Here is a 15,319-nt window from a genome sequence, read left to right as displayed (position 1 = left end):
TGTTGTTTTCCCTCCGGAATTGGGCAACGTAACCAAAATGCTTCTACGTTAGTTATTTTCACGCTTTAGATAAGTTTTGATAAGGTGTTATATGACTCTTTGGTGAGCATTGTATAAAACGCGTCTGTAACGGAAGAACTGCCGTGATCTACCAGGAATTTCTCCTGCTCCGGTGTAAGGTTTTCGGGCATTTCGTCAATGGAACCCGGGTAAGGATTGGCGGGTGTACGGTCCAGCGGCGGACAGAACTCCACAGAAAGTACGTTGTTATAATTTACTTCCCGCAGCGTGTCTACGATCCTTTGCCAGTTGAGGTGCCCCATTCCCGGTGCCATCCGGTTATTATCGGCTACATGAAAACCTACCAGTTTCCCCTTTGCCTTTCTTATGGCTTCAAACATATCCGCTTCTTCGATATTCATGTGAAAGGTATCCAGGCATACGCCGCAGTTTGGGCCCACTTCCGCGGCCAGGGCCAAGGCCTGCTCTGCGCGATTAATGAAATAGGTCTCAAACCTGTTGATGGGCTCTATACCCAGTACTACACCTGCCGCCTCACTATATTCATATATTTCCTTCATGGAATTAACCGCCCACTCCCATTCTTCATCCGGCCTTCCGTCGGGCGCTACCTTTCCAACCGTGCCTGGCACTACAGACACCATATGACCATCCAGCTCCTTCACCATCTTCACTACATCCTTCACATACTCCACAGAAGCCGCGCGTTGCGCTTCGTTCCTGGATACCAGGTTACGATCACCGAGCATCAGGGTTACAGCACCCCAGCAGGTGAGGCCATGCTCCTTCATCAGTTTTCTTACGTCTTTTGTGTTGTACTGTTCCGGACTTCCGGCCACTTCGAGCCTGGTATACCCGATCGCTGCAACTCTTCGTATCGTTGTTGCTATAGTTTCAGCACGCATCCAATTGTGTATCGCGAGTTCCATAACGTATTATATAAGAGGTGGTTTAGTTTAACAAACTTATTCAGACTTACGTTTAAATAAAAGTACTTCATTTGCCAGTTTTCGATACTATATTTACCGTAATGCTTTTTTTCAGCCCTTAAAAATAAGTATTGTACCAAAAAACGGTCAAATGAAAGTTTCTTACCGACATATATCGACGTCCGAGGATGCCAGTTTTGCCATCAAGGAATACTGTCAGCCACAGTTTACGAACACCTTCCATTTCCACCACGGGTATGAAGTGATCCTGATCGTAAAAAGTTCGGGCCAGGTGTACGTGGGCAACAAGGTGATGAATTATAACGAAGGTGAGATTTTCATGTTCGGGCCGGGGCTGGTGCATTGTTTTTCCAGCGACAACCTGTCCACCAGCCAGGGAGAAGTAGCACATGCTATCGTGGTACAATTCACCGCAGATTTCATGGGGAAGGATTTCTTTGAGACCCTGGAGCTGAGAAAAGTGAAGGAACTGCTGCAACAATCAGTATATGGCCTGAAATTCAGCAATGCCGGGTCAGCCCTCAGCACCCCGTTCTTCCAGTTCCAGCCGAACCAGCAAATGAAGAACTTCATACTATTGCTACAGATACTGGAAGAACTGTGCCTGCGTAGTAAGGAGGGCACTTTATTACTGACCGGCGACATCAGGAAAACACGGTACAGGGAAAGTGATGCTGAAAAACTGGCTTCCATTTTCAACTATGTATTTGAAAATTATCATCAGGATGTAGACATCCGATCGGCGGCTTCCCTGGCCTGCATGAGTGAAGCAGCGTTTTGCCGTTACTTTAAAAGAAGCACCCACAAAACATTCTCACAGTTTGTAAATGAGATAAGGATCAGTCATGCCAGGAAACTACTAATAGGAAAGGAAAGTAACATTACCGACATCTGTTACGCCTGTGGTTTTGATAACGTTTCCTACTTTAACAGGCAATTTAAAATTCACCAGGGAATATCGCCCAGGGAATACCGTAAGGTATTTATTGAAAGTAATGCCAACACCCCAATGTTGCGTGCTACCGACTGACATCCCGTTCAGCGCGCGAAGTTCCCCGAAGCGCTGCACCCGGTCAGCCCACCGCCTTTTTAAGCAGGGCTCCTCCCCTCTGGCTGTGCCGCATCAACTTACCGATTTAATACGTTATCTCCATATCGTCTTATACCCAGATAATGCACCGACGAATATAACCGGAAGGCCTGCTCCTGCGAGCGTGCCTGTCCCTAAAACACACCTCTCTACTTTCTTAAACGATCGAAATACGACGTTGTTCCATCCACGATATCTTTCATCAGTTCTGTCGCCTTTTTATGTTTCAACACCGGTGCTATCTGCCCGCTCCAAAACTGCGTCATATCCCATTTCTCCTGTTCCAGCACTCCTTTCCTTAAATGTGACATGAACTGCGATTGTAGCGGAAATGGCAGGAATTCCCGCTCCTGGGTTAACAGGTCGTCCGTAAGGCGATTGGCCAGTACTCGTCCGAGCCTTCCGGTAAACGCCCTCGACAAAGTGGTATGCCTGGCGGCATCGGAGAATAACATTTGACGGTGAATAGCTGTAGCATTCGATTCCTCTGTAGCCAGGAAAGCCGTGCCTATTTGCACTCCATCAGCGCCCAGTGCCAGCGCAGCCGCAACACCTTTAGCGTTCGCAATGCCACCTGCTGCAATCACCGGCAGTTTTACCTTTTCTTTGATCAATTGCAGTAAAACGAACGTACCGGTTAACGACGATTCTTCTTTCTTCAGGAAAGATGGCCTGTGCCCACCCGCCTCAAAACCAGAAGCAACGATCATATCTACACCCGCCGCTTCCAGCGCAATCGCTTCATCCAGTGTAGTAGCAGCACCCACCGTAGCAGTGCCCAGTTTACGGAACTGTTCCAGTATATCGGCCGAAGGAATACCAAATACAAAACTGAATACCGGTGGCCGCTGGTGCAGCAGTGCTTCTACCTGGTTTTCGAAACGGGATGTAAACGGGCCGGGCTTCTGTGGCAATGCTATACCCAGTTCATCAAAATAAGGTTTAAACAAAGCGCCTGCCCGCCTGAACTGCTCGTCAGACACAGTACCATCAGGTGTATCCGTATCCGACACCCACAGGTTAATATTATACGGCTTATTGGTAGCCGCTTTGATCTGATTGTCTATATTTATGATCTCCTGCGGTTCCAGTGTATACGCCCCATAACCACCCACTCCGCCTGCGTCAGATACCGCAGACACCAGCTGAACAGAAGACAGGTTGCCTCCGAAGGGGCCCTGCATAACAGGATAATCAATACCCAGCATTTCCGATACGCTTGTACGGTGCCACATAGTATTTAATTTTTTTGATTTATAGATTAAAGGTCGGAAGGAAAAACCGGTTCACTGTGTGATATGCCTCACATTTTACAACCTGCTCAGTGTTTCGCGGGATACACCCAGGTAAGCGGCTATTAGCTTTTTGGGCACCATGTTATACAATTCCGGGTACTGGTTCAGCAGTTCTTCGTAGCGGTGTTTCACATCATTATTCATAAAAGATAACAGCCGTTTCTGCGCCGCTACATATCCCCGGTTCGTACGCCAGCGGAAAAAATGTTCTACCGCGTGCAATTCACTACACAGCTTCTCCCGGTCGGCATTACTCAGCAACAGCACTTCCGCATCGGTAATACAATCCACGTTCACGGTCGCTTTTGTCTGGTTGTACAAGGCGCTGTAGTCAGACACCCACCAGGTAGGCATCGCAAACTGCAGGATAAACATCTTCAGGTCATCGTTGATAAAGAACGATTTTAAACAGCCGGATAATACGAAGTACTCCGTTGTTACCGCATCCCCCTCTGAAATAATCGCCTGCCCTTTCTTAAAGCTTTGCGGTTTGAAAAAGGAAAATACATAATCAAACTGTTCATCGGTAAGTGTAACCGTTTTGGCGATATGTGCTTTTAAAACCTCTTTGGCTGTTGATCCCATATGAGCTGTATTTCCGGAGTTTCCTTAAAGTTAAAGATTTCCGGCAATAACGCAGCAGCATCACTTGTCCTACTCCTCCACGTCTGTGAGCATCTTGTTAACGATCACCCAGCGCCCGTCGATGTTATGGAACGACAGTAAATCATAATAATTGAATTCGTACATCTTCAGGTTCACTTTGGCCACTGCTATCGAATTAATCACATCAACAGATATGATCGTTCCTTTAAAAGATCTCCCCGAATCCCTGGGGCTTTGGCGGTTTGCCACGCCATCGAGGTACTGTTCCAGCGTTTTGGCATAAGGCTTCCCTTTTATGTCGCCGAACAACAGTGCATCGGGATGGAATGCAGCGCCCAATACGCTGATATCACCTTCATAAATACCCCTGAAATAGCCGTGCTCCAACACCCGGGTAATGGCTGATGAATCCTGGTTATGCGTGTTCATGGTTAATCTGTTTTGTGCTTTCGCTGTAAGCAAAGCCGTTAATGATAAAATGAAAAGCCCTATCCTTCTCATCCTAATTCAGATGATGCCCCGCGCCCATACCACCGTCTACGCCGATGATCGCGCCGCTGATGAAATTACTTTTAGCAATGGTGTATACCATCTCTGCCACATCCGCTACTTCTCCCACACGATTAAGCAGGTGTAAACCCGCGCTCTGATCGGCCTCTTCGCCATGCATGGGCGTACGTATTATCCCTGGCGCTACGGTATTAACCCGGATGTTATATTTCCCGAATTCGGCGGCCAGTTGCAGGGTGAGGGCATGTATAGCGCCCTTAGAGGCGATGGGGGCAGATGAAGGTGCGCCGCCCAGCGCATGGTGTACCAGTGGTGTACCGATATTGATCACTACTCCCTGCTGCTGTTTGAGCATTTGCGGAAGAATTGCCTGTGTAGTGAAAAACGTACCCTTCAGGTTTGTTTTCAGGAAGCGGTCGAGGTAGGCCTCGTCCACTTCCAGGAAAGGTTTTGTTTCGTAGATACCGGCATTGTTCACCAGCACATCGGCCGACCCGAATTTCTCCAGCGCTACTGCCAGTAGCCGTTCGCCCGTACTTTTCTGACTTACATCCCCGGCCACCATGGCCAGGTTATCGCCTGCCCCCAGTTCCCGGTACACTAATTCCAGCTTTCCGGCAGTAGCGGAGTTGATCACTACATTATCACCCAGTGCCAGGAAGTGGCGGGCTACTTCTTTACCGATGCCCGATGAGGCGCCGGTTACGATGATCGTTTGCTTTTTCATGTTCTTATTTTTTATCTGCCGTAATACCTTTTTCCCTCAACACCGACACCTGTTCGCCTGCATATCCCCAGTCATCCAATTCTATTTCCTGGATTACCACATGGGTTAGATGCGGATCTTTGTTCAGCACATCGGTGATCACATCGGTAACACCTTTGATCAGTGCCTGTTTTTGCTCCCTGGTAACCCCTTCGCGGGTGACTTCTATTTTAACGTAAGGCATAGCTTTCGTTTTGTGCCAAAGCCCGTTATGCGGCTTTGGCGGTGATAGTAACGTTTAGTTCAAAATCATTGTAGATAAGGGTATCGCCCAAATCTTTGAAGAAATTGCCCGAGCGGAATTTTATACCGTATTTAGTACGGTCTACCAACACTTTGCCTGCGGCCGTCAATAAATCGCCACTTACCTGCGCAATCGCATCAAATGCAACCGGATGGGTGATCCCTTTAATCGTAAGGTCGCCCGTAATATGGTTACCCGATACTGCCGTGATTTCCAGCGTTGCTTCCGGATACTTTTCTGTAGAAAAAAAATCGTCGGAGGCGAGGTGACCTGCGAACTGCGCATTCGTAGCCGGATCGGTAACATCCAGGATGCTGATGGAGGCTACGTCGATAATAAATTTACCGCCGGTTATCTGCCCGTCATTTAAAATAATTTCGCCTTCTTTAATGTTGATGGTGCCATTATGTGCGCCGGTTACTTTTTTACCAACCCAGTCAATATTGCTCTGGGTACTTACGATTTGGAATGTTTGATTTTTCATGTTGTTTGTTTTTGATAACTCAAAATTCGCAAGTAATCGCGAGGTGGTTGCGTGATGCAGATCACATTTGAAATGGGCGGGTTATAATGTGATCCAGGTCACTTTTCAATTGATACGCTATTTATCCCGGTTCAACCACATCAGCCATTGCAGCACTGATAGCCGTGCCTAACTTGCGCACATTATTTACAGAAACAGTTAACACCTAAAAAGATTAAAATGAAACTTAACCCCAATTTGCTGCTGGCATCTTTGCTGGCTGTATTCTTATTGTCCTGCTCAAAAGAGAGCGATTCAAAACCGAGAGAAGAAAACGGCCCCATTAAAGGCGAAATACAGATCCGCGTAGATGGCGGCGCCTGGCAAAAACGCGTGGCCGGCCCCGCGGTAAAGTTCAGGGAAGGTTACTATGCTATCGCCGATCTCGACAGCGACGAAGTGGGCAGCTCGATCCTTATCCGTTGGATGGGCGGTATTGGCACACACGCTTACAAGGCTATCGGCGCTGCCGAGGGCACGCATGCACATTACCTGATTGATGACGGAAACAATTATGTGCCCTATTATGTAACCGAAACCGGTATGTACGTAAGTGGTGGTGGTGTTACCATTACCACTATGGGAGAAAAAGATGGATTTATTGAAGGCACTTTTTTAATGGACCCTGCCGGTTATGGCGATGCGCTGATGCAACAGGCGAAGATAGAGGGTAAGTTCAGGGTAAAAAAGGGATGGTAGGATAGGTGATTAGAAAAGGGCGCTTCATCACGAGGCGCCCTTTTCTATACGATGATATAGATGCAATACTATTTGAGCAACTTTGCCAGCTCCGCATGTAATTCCTCTCCACGCAAATTCTTACCAATGATCTTACCACTGGGATCGATCAGGTAGTTAGTAGGAATAGCCTTTACATCATACAACTTAGCCGATGCGGCACTAAAGCCCTTCAGCTCAGAAACCTGCGTCCAGGGCAAACCATCCTGCTGCACGGCACCCAGCCAGGCTCTTCTCGCTTTTTCATCATCCAGCGAAACACCCAGGATGGTGAAGTTTTTATCTTTATACTTATTGTACGCTACCAGCAGGTTAGGGTTTTCTGCACGGCAGGGACTGCACCACGACGCCCAGAAATCTACCAATACGTATCGGCCGCGGTAGTCCGATAGTTTAACGATGGCGCCGGTGGTATCTTTCTCCGAAAAATCCATGGCCATTTTGCCTATGCTGGCTTTTTTACCCGTTTCTATCCTTTCGGCCACGCTTTTACCGGTAGCAGTGGCCCTCAGGGCAGGCGACAACTTCATAAACCTGGCTGAAGCTGTATCCGCATTGAAGTTGTAGGCCAGCTCTATCTCGTTAAAAGCATTAAGCGCGATGTGAGAATTGGGATGAGAAGCGATGAATGCCCTTGAAACGCTGTCGTAGCCCCTCTGCGTTTCGCGCATGACCTTCCCCGCAGGTACCAACCATGAAGAATCCTTACGCTGTTCGGCCGTTAGGCCGTAATATACCTTCGTGAGTGAATCGGCACTTTTCTTATAAGGCTTCCTCAAGTTAGCCAATAGCTTACTTTCATCATTGGTAAGAGAGCCTTTCACCGTGGCGCGGTGAACAGAGTCTGGTGAAGTAACGGTGATGGCCGAGTTCTCTATATAGAACATCAAATGATCGATGTCGGCGTATTTTTTGATCTTAGCCGTATCGTGTTTAAGGACAAGTGTAGCCATTACCGGGTTATCCAGTTTACCGGTAAAAGAGAAACTTCCGTTCTTCAATAATACTGAGTCGGATACTTTTTCGCTGCCCTTGCTGTAACTAAGATACATCATGGCGGGCGCGCTCTTTTTACCTACCTTACCCCGAAGTGTAAAGTCTTTCTGTGCCATTGCGCCTAAAGGCAGGCTGCAGGCCAGTGCAAGAATCAATTTCGTTTTCATCTATGGTTGTTTTTTATTTAATAATTAAGGAACCAGTCCAATGCCGCTGATAAACACGGCATCGTAGGCATTGTTATACTTCACACAGGCCAGTGCGGTAAAACGCAGGTACCTGGCCTTAGTTTCGCCCAACTGGATCGTTTGCATATTGTTTACCACATTGCCGGCAAAGACACCTTTGCTGGTCCAGGTAGTGCCATCCATGCTGGTTTCAATCTGTATCGATGTTGGATAACCTCCCAGGGTAGGGTACCGTAAGGCAGTAGGCAAATAATAATTCAACGCAGTGAAAGTAAGCTCCTTGTTAAAGCTGATATTCACCCACTGAGGCATCGTTTGCTGGATATTACTGGCCCAATAAGTTGTTAAGTTATTATCATCCAGCAGTGTAGTAGGCGCGAATGTACCGTTCTGAGAAGAGAAAGCGGCAATCGTCCAGCCCAATTTATTGATCACGGCGGGTTTACCGGTTTTAAACACGAAGTACAATACGCGGTTCGTGGCTATCCCGTCTACATTACCATCTACCGATTGAATGACTACCGGCAATACGTAGGTACTATACTCGATCAGCTTCGTTTGCTGCCCGATATTGAGCTGCCCTTCTTCAGAAAGAGAAGTATCTTCTGCAATTTGCGCATCTGCCTTAAAAAAGAGATAACTGGTGGTGGGAAGTAACAGGGCACTACCAAACCGCGCACGATAATCGGCTATTTTGTTGGTATCTACTGCAAACTTTACCCAGTGTTTACCCCCTGAAGCGGTTTCGGTTAACACCGCTTTTAAACCAAGTACGATCGCTGAGTCTTTCAGGATAGAAAGCGGCATTACGATCGTATCCTGGCCGGCAGCCTGACTGAAAGCCACGCTGCCTTCCGGAAGCATCGCCGGGCTATCATCTTTGCTGCATGCCGCCACTAATACGAGGAGCGGCAAAATGATGGCTATATATATTCTACGCATGATTTTACTTTTTGTTGTTTAAGGATTCTGTTCCATACCCGGATTAAAGGAGATCGCCTGCAAAGGAATCTGCAGGGTGTACCGGTCGCTATGCGGCGGCAATGTAGCTACCACAGCACCCTGTGCATTATACCTGTTTACCGCAGGCATCCTGTTCTCTTTATCCAGGCGGCGCATATCGAACCAGCGGAGGGAGTTGAAGCCCAGCTCGTGGTATCTTTCCTTCAGCACTTCCTGTAATACCGTTTCCTGGTCGCCCGACTGAAAAGGTACATAAGTGGCTGTTGTAAAACGGTTTTTACGTACCTCATCTAGGTGCTGCAGTGCCAGCGTAAGGTCATTGCTGCGGGCAGCACATTCGGCGATGATCAGTTTCATTTCCTGTACGGAGGTACCCGTGTTTACATAAGTCAGCACCGGGGTGAGGTAATTAGGGATAAATAAAGTTGCTCCCCTTGTGACAAAAGTATACCCGTCCACATTGTAGAACATTTTTCTTACACGCTGGTCGTTGGTGGCAAAAGTGCGCATGTAATCCAGCGTTACATTAAAGTTGCCTAATATCATCCTGGCGTAAATAGCGTCTGAACGAACACTTAACATATCGGTTAAAGGCAGTGTGCCGTTAAGGTCGAACATCACCGCTTTGGTAGCACCCAGGGCCATTTCGGCATATCTCCTGGCATCTGTATAATTACGTGCGTAGAAATATACTCTTGACAGTACGCTGTATGCACCTGCTTTCGAGGCGCGGAAACGGTTAGCGCTGTTATCATCCGGCAGGTCGGGGATGGCAGCATTCAGATCATCGATCATATGTTTATACATCACCGCGATCGTACTTCTGTTTGGCACAGACTGCGAAACATCATTGGAGGTAACAAAAGGTACTGCAAGATCCTGGGCCACTGTGGCTGAATCGTATTGTTTGCCGTACAAGTTTACGAGGTAAAAGTACTCCAACGCCCGGCCCAGTAAAGCTTCGGCTTTCAGGCTTCTTTTCTGGCTGCCGGTGCCGCCGGTGGCATCGTCGATGCCGAGCAACACGGTGTTGTACAGGTTGATCTTACCGTAATGCTCGCCCCAGAAGTAAGGTACCGCGTTAACGTCTGTAGAAAACTGCGGGGCCCAGGTATACACCAATTCGGCGGCAGTGGTGGGCGGATTCGTAATACCTACTATGTCGATGTTATCACCTAAATAATTGGTAACGCCCTGTCCCGTTCCTGCCCCGTAAATGAGTGTTTCATCATTTAACCACTGGTCGTAATCCGCTACGGTAGACAGCAATCTTTTGCCCTTCGGCGTAATATCCAGGTATTTGTCGCACCCGGTAAAAACCAGGCAACAAAGCAGGAGCGTAATTATTTTATATTGATACAGTTTCACGTTGTTACAATTTAGAAGTTGGTGAATAAGGCAATCGTGTATGTAGGCGTTACATACGATTTCTGAAAGCCACCGGTAGCCATGCTGTAGTTATACTTATTGAAGCCCACCGTGTAAATATTAGAGGCCTGGCATTTCACTTCGAAATGACTGAAACCCGCGCGTTTGATAGCAGGGATGTCATCTAAACTGTAAGAAACCGTAAGGTCGCCCAGTGTGATGTAATCACCATTTACCACGTATTTATCCGCATAATTGTAAGCGTTATTAGAGTTCGCACTATTGTAAGCGGCAAGCCCCTGCACCTCAGTAGTCAGTTCATCCCCCTTCGTTTTCCAGTAAGTACCGGCGCCTTCCAGCGGCCTTGCCAGCGACGGATTGGCCCTTGGTACGCGAACTTTAAATCCACCATAGTAATTGATCATGCAGAACACGTAAAACTTCCCAAAATCCACACGGTTGCTTAAACCCGCATTGATAGTAGGAATAGAAGAACCCATATAATGCGTAAACCCGGAAGTATCGCTGGCCATCAGTTTGGTCATGGCGTTACCTGTCGTATTAATGTTGCTACGATAGTTCGTTCCCTTGCCATCCGATACCAGCGGATAACCGGCGGTATCAAGTCCCGCCCAGCGATAGGCAAACAATGCACCTACGGGATATCCTTTCACGAAGCCAAGCGCGTTTAATGTTTGTGGATTAAAATCGCCCCTCTGGTACACTTCCATCACCTTGCTGGTGTTGCGGGCCAATACAAGGCCGGTATTCCAGTTAAAATTTGGTTTAGCGATCCAGTCGGCGCGAAGTGCTACCTCTACCCCATTGTTGCGGATGTTTGCCTTGTTAATCAGGGAAGGACTGGCGCCAATCGTAGGATCGATCAGCGAGTTGCCTAACAGGTCGGTACTGTTCTTACGGTAGTAGTCCACGCTACCCGACACATTTCTGAAAAAGCTATAATCCACACCTACGTTGAAGTTGCTGGTTTGCTCCCAACGCAGGCTGCTGTTGGCGTAAGATATTTTCCTGAGTGAAGCGCTGGCTGGATTTGTATAAGGATTGATATATGCCTGTGCAATCACCTGCGGAAGCGACATTTTAGCTACGTTACCATTGAAGCCGTAAGCTGCGCGCAGTTTCATCTGCCTGATCCACACCACATCCTGCATAAATGCCTCGTTATGGATGTTCCATGCGGCGCCACCAGACCAAAGCGGTTTATACTTGTATTTCGGGTTGGTACCGAAAAGGTTCGACTGGTCTATACGGATACTTCCTGTCAGGGAGTATGTATTTTTGTAAGCGTACACCATATTGGCGTAGGCCGATAGGAAGCGGTCTTCTACATATTGCTGATCAAAGAAACTGGTATACATGTTCTGCAACGAGGCACCCATGTTAAATGTACCCCTGACAGTACCGTTGTTAATACCGGCAAAATCGATCGGCTGGTGCAACAGTGTGCCATCGTTATAACCGAAGTAGGAAGACATATTGCTTTCCTGGATCAGGTTGCGCACTTCCGCTCCCACTATACCATTGAAGGAATGTACACCGATCTTCTTATTATAATTTAACTGCGCACGCACAGTATAACCAGAAGTATTGGCATCACGCTGCCTTAGATAGCCGCCTCTCGGAACATTGTACTTCAGGCTGCCGTCTGTATTTCTCGCCACGTAAGCATTCACGTATCTCCTTGCATCAAAAGACAATTCGGATGCCAGGTGGTCTATGTCAGAACGGGAAGTTTCATAGATACCACCGAATTGCAAATCAAAGCCACCGCCAAGTCCGTAAACAAAATTAGCAGTGATACGATTGTTAACCGTATGCGTTTTATCGCTCACTTCGTTCGCCTCTATCAAAGGGTAATAAAGCAAATTATAAAGCCCCTGCGACACCAGCACATCGTTGTAAGTGGGTGTTAAACTTCCTGAATAGGTAACGGCATTAGGCTTGCCGTTTACATCCTGGAAACGCTCGAACGGGCTATACGTAGCAGCAACTGGTGTGGGAGCCGACTTCGCGAACCATTCCTGGTAGTCCGTAGTCAATTCCAGGGAAAGGCGTTGCGTGAATTTTAAAGTAGACCGGGCAGAAAGCAGGAACCGGCTGTTATCGTTCTTTATTTTTGCCAAACGATTGCCTGTATAGTTAGCCGTAATGTAGTACAACGCATTAGCATTACCCCCCGAAACATTAAAGTTGTAGCTATGCGCTATTTCAGGACGTTCGAATAACCTGCTGTAATCATCCAGGTTATCGTAGCTTTCAAGATTTGCCAATGCAGTGGATGCCTGTTCTGCAGTGATCATGTTAGCTGCCTGTTGCGCCAGTATCAGATATACGGGCGAACGCGACACCGTGCCGCCATTGCTTACACCCGTACCTAACTGGTTCCAGGTACCGGCGTTAATGCTTTGCGAATACAGGTTTTTCTGGTAACCCGCCACCACTGACGATGCATTATCTTCCCACCTGTAACGGTTGTAATTCTCTTTGGGTGTAACACCTACCGTAGACCTGAAAGTAAACTTTGGTCTACCAGCAGCAGCCTGTTTCCTTACAATCACAATAACACCGTTAGAGGCTCTTACGCCATACACGGTAGCTGCAGCTGCATCTTTCAGGATCGTTACAGACTCTATCTCATTCGGGTCCAGCATGTTCAGCGTCAGCTCTGTAGGATAACCATCAATTACGATCAGCGGACTTTCATTCGCCGACATAGTGGAGATACCACGGATATTGAACAATGGGCGACTATTTCCATCGCTGGTAAAGTTTACATTATTGTTGATCATCAAACCTGGTAACCTGTTCACCAGGCCGTCGAGGAAATTAGTGCTGATCCTGGATTCATATTCCTTAGTACCGATCTGCGAAACCGCGCCGGTGCTTTGCTCCGGACGGATGCGCTGGTAGCCGGTATTAACGGTTACCTCGTAGGCCGTGAGTGCCTTTACCGCCTGCCGCAACGTTACGTTTACCGTAGCGTTCAGGTTATCCAGTGTCAGCATCTGGCTTTCGAAACCTACAGACGAAAAGAATAACCGGTCGCCTTTCTGCATTTCCACGGCAATGGAGAATTCGCCTTTGGCGTCTGTAAGTGCTACCCCGATCGGCGAGTTACCCCTGGTTACGGTAATACTCACACCTGCCAGCACCCTGCCGGTAGAATCCGTTACGCGCCCCTTTACAGGTGGCAATGCAGCTGCCTCTTCCTCTTTTTTACCAGGCATCACCGGTTTATTACGGATAAAGATCGTTGTCCGCCTGATGGTGTAATCCAGCGGCTGCTCCGTAAACACATAATCCAGTAACGACTTTAAAGGCAAATCTCTCACAGAAAGGTTGAATGTTCCTGCATTTTTCAGATCAGCTTCATTGTAAAGCGCAGTATAGCCGGTCTGCTTTTCTATGGCAGCCAGCACATTCTCCAATTTTAAATTGGTGCCGGAAATGGTAACGGTTTGTGAATGTGTTTTTGCAGACACATGGCACATAAAACCAGTTAACAGGATGGCAATTAGTTTAACCTGCATTAGAACTTTCCTTTTAATTGCCGGATCACACTTGAAGATGGCTGCGATCCCAGATTTGGTTGATATCGGGAAGGGCTTGACAATAAATGCCCCTCCGTTACAAAAAGTGATTAATTTCATACTTTTGCAACAGTTTGGTTGAAATGATAAACAGATAATTCTTTCGCGAGATGCATTTGTTCGAGATCAGCCTAACCTGGCCGGCGGTAGTTCCAAGTACCTCCGGCTTTTTTTATGGCCGCTCTTCACGTTACTTCTTTTTCATGTCTGAGATTTTGCTTGATTTTAAAGTTGGCATTGTTATCATTGAATAATTAGTCTCCTGCCATCAAACTGGTAACGTACGCCGAGGTCGCCCAGGCCACCCAGCAGCTCCTGCAATGGCAGGTCGCGATCGGCTTTACCCCTGATCCTCATTTTTGGCGTACGCCCTTTGTATTCTACTTCTATATCGTACCAACGGGATAATTGCCTCATAAACTCTTCCAGCGAAGCACCCTCGAAATTGAACTTCCCATCTTTCCAGGATACTGCGCCCTGTATATTTACAGATCGCTCGATCGTAATATGCTGCTGCATGACTGCCTGCTGACCAGGCTGTAACTGTAGAAATTCCTCTCTTTTAGTTACCCGTACACTGCCATCCAGCAGCGTGGTGCGCACTACCGGCTCATCTGCATAAGCATTGATATTGAAGCTGGTACCCAATACTTCCACGGTAGCAGAATCTCCGATCACTACGCGGAAAGGCTGTTTTGCGGTCTTAGCCACTTCGAAATAAGCCTCGCCGGTGAGCTGTACTTTTCTTTCCGGTCCTTTAAAGGTGGTAGGGTAACGTAAGCTGGACGCGGCGTTCAGCCATACCCTGGTGCCATCCTCCAGCGTAAGCCTGAATTGGCGGGCCTTTGGCGTAGCAATGTTATTCCAGGCTACCTTACCGCTTTCGTGAGAGGATGCTTCGTAAGCCAGCTGCCCGTTTTGCAACATCACCCGCGCGCCTGACTGCGACGATACCAGTCCGTTACCCAAACTATCCAGCACTACTGTACTGCCATCTTCTAACGTCAGTACCGCGCCATCTTTGCCCGGTTCTATATTAACACCTGCCAGCTGCCCGGCAGGGGGCACAGCCATTTCATTGCCATCCCGATTCCAGACCATTAACCCTACCGCCACCAGTACTGCTACGGCGGCTGCCGCGAAATACCAGGTACGCATCGGACGTATAGAACGTTTTTTTGTTTCTACAGAAACGGTTTTATCTGTATCCATCACATCGCGCAACATGGCCTGCCAGGCCGAACTATGCGACGAAGGCGACTGTTGCGGCACATTCACACTATTTGTGCTGAAATAACTTTGTATATACGCGGTGAACCAGGACTCTGTATGCGCGTCCATAAGTTGCAGCAGTTCGTCATAATCACCAGCTGCGGCTTTTTTGGTCCGTACCAGTTCCAGCAATTGATCTGCTCTTTCGATAATTTCCCTGTTCAAGCGTTATTGTTTA

14 protein-coding genes are annotated in these 15,319 nt (G+C 47.8%); 2 read left to right on the top strand and 12 right to left on the bottom strand.

Going from position 1 to position 15,319, the window contains the following annotated elements:
* Positions 1 to 65 precede the first annotated feature (65 nt).
* A complete protein-coding gene (locus QZT80_RS08770) occupies positions 66 to 950 on the bottom strand; it encodes a sugar phosphate isomerase/epimerase (RefSeq protein ID WP_295120626.1) in 885 nt (294 codons plus the stop codon).
* A gap of 151 nt (positions 951 to 1,101) precedes the next feature.
* Between QZT80_RS08770 and QZT80_RS08765 the strand changes: the two genes are divergently transcribed.
* Positions 1,102 to 2,001: an AraC family transcriptional regulator gene (locus tag QZT80_RS08765; protein WP_295120623.1), complete on the top strand. Its 900-nt coding sequence runs from the start codon at positions 1,102 to 1,104 to the stop codon at positions 1,999 to 2,001.
* Positions 2,002 to 2,210: 209 nt separating this feature from the next.
* On the opposite strand, the gene QZT80_RS08760 is transcribed toward QZT80_RS08765, so the two are convergent.
* From QZT80_RS08760 to QZT80_RS08735, 6 genes are all read right to left on the bottom strand, one after another.
* Positions 2,211 to 3,296 (bottom strand): nitronate monooxygenase, encoded by a 1,086-nt coding sequence (locus QZT80_RS08760; RefSeq protein WP_295120621.1) that lies wholly within the window; start codon positions 3,294 to 3,296, stop codon positions 2,211 to 2,213.
* A gap of 75 nt (positions 3,297 to 3,371) precedes the next feature.
* Positions 3,372 to 3,941, bottom strand: a complete 570-nt coding sequence (locus QZT80_RS08755) for a Crp/Fnr family transcriptional regulator (protein WP_295120618.1) — start codon at positions 3,939 to 3,941, stop codon at positions 3,372 to 3,374.
* Between the two features lie 69 nt (positions 3,942 to 4,010).
* Positions 4,011 to 4,391 carry a nuclear transport factor 2 family protein gene (locus QZT80_RS08750; protein WP_295120616.1) on the bottom strand — a complete coding sequence of 127 codons (381 nt, stop codon included), beginning with the start codon at positions 4,389 to 4,391 and terminating at the stop codon, positions 4,011 to 4,013.
* Between the two features lie 73 nt (positions 4,392 to 4,464).
* Entirely contained in the window at positions 4,465 to 5,199 is a 735-nt protein-coding gene (locus tag QZT80_RS08745; protein ID WP_295120613.1) for an SDR family NAD(P)-dependent oxidoreductase, read from the bottom strand.
* Positions 5,200 to 5,203: 4 nt separating this feature from the next.
* Positions 5,204 to 5,422, bottom strand: coding sequence for a 4-oxalocrotonate tautomerase family protein (locus QZT80_RS08740; RefSeq protein WP_295120611.1), 219 nt, complete (start codon positions 5,420 to 5,422; stop codon positions 5,204 to 5,206).
* A 25-nt stretch (positions 5,423 to 5,447) separates the two neighbouring features.
* Positions 5,448 to 5,966, bottom strand: a complete 519-nt coding sequence (locus QZT80_RS08735; RefSeq protein WP_295120608.1) for a YceI family protein — start codon at positions 5,964 to 5,966, stop codon at positions 5,448 to 5,450.
* 219 nt (positions 5,967 to 6,185) lie between these two features.
* Here QZT80_RS08735 and QZT80_RS08730 point away from each other — a divergent pair, with 219 nt between their 5' ends.
* On the top strand, positions 6,186 to 6,704 hold the full coding sequence (locus QZT80_RS08730; protein ID WP_295120605.1) for a hypothetical protein: 519 nt from the start codon (positions 6,186 to 6,188) through the stop codon (positions 6,702 to 6,704).
* Positions 6,705 to 6,772: 68 nt separating this feature from the next.
* Here QZT80_RS08730 and QZT80_RS08725 read toward each other — a convergent pair whose 3' ends face one another.
* The 5 genes from QZT80_RS08725 to QZT80_RS08705 all read right to left on the bottom strand — a co-directional run bounded on the left by QZT80_RS08725 (position 6,773) and on the right by QZT80_RS08705 (position 15,306).
* The gene (locus QZT80_RS08725; RefSeq protein ID WP_295120603.1) at positions 6,773 to 7,906 is read right to left on the bottom strand and encodes a TlpA disulfide reductase family protein; all 1,134 of its coding nucleotides are present in this window, start codon (positions 7,904 to 7,906) and stop codon (positions 6,773 to 6,775) included.
* 24 nt (positions 7,907 to 7,930) lie between these two features.
* Positions 7,931 to 8,869: a discoidin domain-containing protein gene (locus tag QZT80_RS08720; protein ID WP_295120600.1), complete on the bottom strand. Its 939-nt coding sequence runs from the start codon at positions 8,867 to 8,869 to the stop codon at positions 7,931 to 7,933.
* A gap of 18 nt (positions 8,870 to 8,887) precedes the next feature.
* The gene (locus QZT80_RS08715) at positions 8,888 to 10,258 is read right to left on the bottom strand and encodes a RagB/SusD family nutrient uptake outer membrane protein (RefSeq protein WP_295120597.1); all 1,371 of its coding nucleotides are present in this window, start codon (positions 10,256 to 10,258) and stop codon (positions 8,888 to 8,890) included.
* An 11-nt stretch (positions 10,259 to 10,269) separates the two neighbouring features.
* Positions 10,270 to 13,809, bottom strand: coding sequence for a SusC/RagA family TonB-linked outer membrane protein (locus QZT80_RS08710; protein ID WP_295120595.1), 3,540 nt, complete (start codon positions 13,807 to 13,809; stop codon positions 10,270 to 10,272).
* A gap of 303 nt (positions 13,810 to 14,112) precedes the next feature.
* Positions 14,113 to 15,306, bottom strand: coding sequence for a FecR family protein (locus QZT80_RS08705; RefSeq protein WP_295120592.1), 1,194 nt, complete (start codon positions 15,304 to 15,306; stop codon positions 14,113 to 14,115).
* Positions 15,307 to 15,319: the final 13 nt, after the last annotated feature.

This window comes from uncultured Chitinophaga sp., from assembly GCF_902168175.1.
Taxonomy (GTDB): domain Bacteria; phylum Bacteroidota; class Bacteroidia; order Chitinophagales; family Chitinophagaceae; genus Chitinophaga.
Note: the sequence above shows the minus strand (reverse complement) of the source record. Positions and strands in the feature narration are given on the sequence as shown.

Coding starts and splice junctions, on each gene's coding strand:
- QZT80_RS08765 (WP_295120623.1), top strand. CDS start 1,102: ATGAAAGTTTCTTACCGACATATATCGACGTCCGAGGATGCCAGTTTT.
- QZT80_RS08735 (WP_295120608.1), bottom strand. CDS start 5,966: ATGAAAAATCAAACATTCCAAATCGTAAGTACCCAGAGCAATATTGAC.
- QZT80_RS08725 (WP_295120603.1), bottom strand. CDS start 7,906: ATGAAAACGAAATTGATTCTTGCACTGGCCTGCAGCCTGCCTTTAGGC.
- QZT80_RS08745 (WP_295120613.1), bottom strand. CDS start 5,199: ATGAAAAAGCAAACGATCATCGTAACCGGCGCCTCATCGGGCATCGGT.
- QZT80_RS08760 (WP_295120621.1), bottom strand. CDS start 3,296: ATGTGGCACCGTACAAGCGTATCGGAAATGCTGGGTATTGATTATCCT.
- QZT80_RS08770 (WP_295120626.1), bottom strand. CDS start 950: ATGGAACTCGCGATACACAATTGGATGCGTGCTGAAACTATAGCAACA.
- QZT80_RS08755 (WP_295120618.1), bottom strand. CDS start 3,941: ATGGGATCAACAGCCAAAGAGGTTTTAAAAGCACATATCGCCAAAACG.
- QZT80_RS08720 (WP_295120600.1), bottom strand. CDS start 8,869: ATGCGTAGAATATATATAGCCATCATTTTGCCGCTCCTCGTATTAGTG.
- QZT80_RS08750 (WP_295120616.1), bottom strand. CDS start 4,391: ATGAACACGCATAACCAGGATTCATCAGCCATTACCCGGGTGTTGGAG.
- QZT80_RS08710 (WP_295120595.1), bottom strand. CDS start 13,809: ATGCAGGTTAAACTAATTGCCATCCTGTTAACTGGTTTTATGTGCCAT.
- QZT80_RS08740 (WP_295120611.1), bottom strand. CDS start 5,422: ATGCCTTACGTTAAAATAGAAGTCACCCGCGAAGGGGTTACCAGGGAG.
- QZT80_RS08730 (WP_295120605.1), top strand. CDS start 6,186: ATGAAACTTAACCCCAATTTGCTGCTGGCATCTTTGCTGGCTGTATTC.